The sequence below is a fragment of the Bacillus sp. JJ664 genome, assembly GCF_036962205.1.
GTDB lineage: Bacteria > Bacillota > Bacilli > Bacillales > Bacillaceae_G > Gottfriedia.
The window spans coordinates 92,952-96,431 of the sequence record NZ_JBALMS010000045.1 but is presented as its reverse complement, the minus strand read 5'-3'; the positions used below and the strand labels follow the sequence as shown (position 1 = coordinate 96,431).

The 3,480-nt window shown below is 28.3% G+C and carries 1 protein-coding gene and 2 pseudogenes; all 3 read right to left on the bottom strand.

What is annotated here, in order from left to right:
- Positions 1-203: pseudogene (locus V7056_RS08110) on the bottom strand (hypothetical protein); the annotation flags it as partial.
- Between the two features lie 18 nt (positions 204-221).
- Entirely contained in the window at positions 222-2,918 is a 2,697-nt protein-coding gene (locus V7056_RS08105) for a TnsB C-terminal domain-containing protein (RefSeq protein WP_499700903.1), read from the bottom strand.
- Positions 2,919-2,921: 3 nt separating this feature from the next.
- Positions 2,922-3,480: pseudogene (locus V7056_RS08100) on the bottom strand (hypothetical protein); the annotation flags it as partial.

The following is a 3,480-nucleotide window of genomic DNA, read 5'->3' as shown; positions in this document are numbered from 1 at the left end:
ATTAATGTAGATTTTCCAACACCTGAAGGTCCAATAACCATAATCATATTGTTCCCAGGTGGATTTTTTATTTGAGTCTTCAGTTCTTTCATAACTTTTATCATTTTTGGATGCATTATCTTTATATTATTATAATAATCGATTTTTTCCTTGTCAGTCATATCTTTCCATTGATCATTTATGTTTTCGTTATTAACCACCATATTAATTAATACCTCATATTAGCCTTCAAAGTAATCAAATTCTGGAATATCAAACATATTAAGTTCTGGTTTCTTTTTCTCTGAATTAGGTGTATTTTCAATTAAATTATGTTTTTTGGACAGATTTTCATTTTCCAAATCACTTGGAGAATTAATTCTTTCTCTGACTTCTTCGGATTGACTATCTTTTAATTTCTGATCCATTAGCTTTTCATTTTCTTCTAATAAATTAATAAATGCCGCAATCTGGCTAGCATTTACATTTTTTGACTTATTAGCACTTTTATTTCTTTTCCTAATTTCTGCAGTGATTATCTTCAATTCTTTCTCAGATTTTCCTTTTAATAAAGAGTGATATTCCGAAATACACTGAACCCATCTACCTTTAACAAAAGTATATACTATCCCTATGTTAAATGGATCATATCTTACAGGTACTTTTGTATTCTCTACTTTAGGACTTTTAAAATCGCTATGCCAATACCACACATTTAAAAATACAATTCCTCTACCTGGTTGAACTTTATGCTCAACATAAGGGGTATCAGGTAAAGTCGCAATTTTAAATTCTTCATTATAAGGTATATATTTAAACTCCCTCTTACCACCTATTGCCATTCCAATTTCAAATTGTTTACATGGGCTAACTCCTAATGTTAAGTGTGTCGACTGTTCATATACATTATCTAACCATTGATAAAATGCTTCATTTAAATCTTCTAAACTCCATATTGCTAAATTTTTGGGATTATTTCCTTTTGTAACTATTCTAACTTCCTTTGTAAGTTGAGTGTTCCCTTGTAAGTTATGGATAAGTGTAGTATTTGTTGTTCCAAAAAGTCGTTCAAGAACACTTCCATACTTAGGTTCTGCTGGTGGTCTTACAAGTTTAGTAATCATAAACCTGGCACACAAAAAGTCAAAATATTTACTATTGAAATCTTTACCTCCATCTACAATTAAATTTTGAGGTAATCTATTATATTTCCTTACACATTCACGAATGACCATCATATTTGATCTATAGCTAGGATCATCGAAAGTAATATAATGTGCTAGTACTTTTCTAGAATAGGCATCCATTAAAACCGTTAAATATGGTCTATGCGTAACCTTTTCTGAACCGGACAATAATACTAACTCTATATCTAATTCTGTATGATCTATATGACAAATTTCAAAAGGTCTATCACCATGTCTAGGTGATTCTATACCAAGAAACCATTCCTCGTATTTATATGCTGCTCTTTTACCCTTTCTACTATTAATTAGTTCGTAAATGGGCTTTTTATCTATATAACTTAAAAAAGTAGTATAACTTGGAACTATAATTTCTCTTTTCTCACATTCATTTATCAAACTTCCATATACTACACGTTTATTTTTTTGCTTTATATTTTCATATTGAGTTTCAATCATTTCGTTTATTAGATTTATTGTTGCATCAGGTAATTTATTTTTCCTATTCCCTCTATTTTTCTTTCTCGAGAATAAACCTAAAAAACCATTTCCGTACAATTTTTCAGCCTCATTATATGATTTTAACCATCTGGATACTGTCTTGTTACTTACTTCTGTAATTTCAACTCCTGCTTCAAATTCTAAAATAATTCTGTATCTATTATTCGCTTCTTCAATATCTTTTGGAGAAGCACTTTCCATTATGGAACTCCTTAACTCTTCTTGGTGATCTATAATAACATCATTTTCTATTAATTCAATTGTATTATTTAAGATAAGTGTTCTAATGTTTTCTTCTGTTAAATTAATAAGCCTATTCTCAGTCGATATTAATGAGATATTATTAATTCCTAAATTTGCTACAGTAAATAAATTTCCATCCCAGAGTAGTTTACTTCCTAATTCTAATTCTAATGGCCTTATTTGATGTAACGGTGCAAATTTAGTTAAATTGGCTTCTTCATAGATTTGAGCTAGTTTTTTATTTAAAAATACAGGTGTATTTTTATCCTCTACTAACAAATATTTGTTAATATCCACATAAACTATTGATTTTACGATCATTATATATATTTCTTCATGATTAATATCATTTGTCTTGTTTAATATTTCGTTAATGGTAATGCCATATTTAGTTGAGACCAAATCTAATATTTGATTAATAATTTCTTGATCTAATTCGATAGAGTCACTATAATTTATGTAATCTTCTAGGAAAGTAATATTTCTTAGATATGTCCTATTTAAGCTTTTAGATGACCTAAGATAAAACTTCAAACCAAACTTTTTGGCATACTCCTCTCCAGGTGGACAAGACCAAGACCCATCATTTTTTTTTACATATCGATTAGGAGATTCTTTAGCTAATTTTTCTAATTCCTCTTCTGTTTTCCACTCTTCCCAACCTGCTTCATTTTCTCTTATTACAAAAAAATCCGGAGTCGAATTAACACTTACCTTCCTTCCATTTTTAGAAAGATAGTTTAAAAAAACACCTTCTTTTGGTTGATCATAAAATTCAAATACATTAATATCATGTTCCATTTGGTACACTGCGGCTAATTCAACTGTTCTACTTTCAAATTGAATAGTTACACCCATTTTTTTACTAGCGTAATTACCTGACACGTTCCCCTTACTACTTTGTACTTTTCTATTAGGAGGTGACGTTCTAATTAAATTAATTTCCTCTTTTGCCTTATCAGAGATCATATTATCTTTACACCATTTAGTAAACTCTTGTTGTAAAAGCATTCTCTACTCTCCATTTTCCTTATCTTTTAGATAATAAAAAAATAATCTTAATTCTTTCTTTTTAAATAATGCTGGATAATTAAGTTCATTCTCAATTTTTTTTCTTGTTGGTTGTATTCCAACTTTTAAAAAATCATTGTACTTTAATTCAATTTGAGATTTCAAATATATTATTTTATCTCGACACTTATCTGCTAAAATATTTTTATTCTTAATCACAATTTTATTACATAATTCTGGAAAATATTTATAAAGTGTTTTTGTACTAACTTTCAAATTCTTTGCAACTTCCCTTATGGACAATGTTGCATTGGTATCTTTTTCTAATTTTTGAAGATGACTACTAATTTTATCCAGATTTAGTTTTTTAACTTCTCTTTTTGTATTACTTTGTTTCATACAAATAGTTTCATTTTCTCTTATTCTTAATCCAGATAATTCTTTTAAATCGGTTGTAAATAGTATTTCAATATTACAATCTAGTCTATAGCTAATTTCTGCCAGATTATTAATTGATGGTGTATTATTTTTATTGCACCACCCCCATAATGTAGACTTAGGA

What these genes read in the sequence shown, in the direction of transcription:
- V7056_RS08105 (WP_499700903.1), bottom strand. Translation starts at nt 2,918, where the DNA reads ATGCTTTTACAACAAGAGTTTACTAAATGGTGTAAAGATAATATGATC.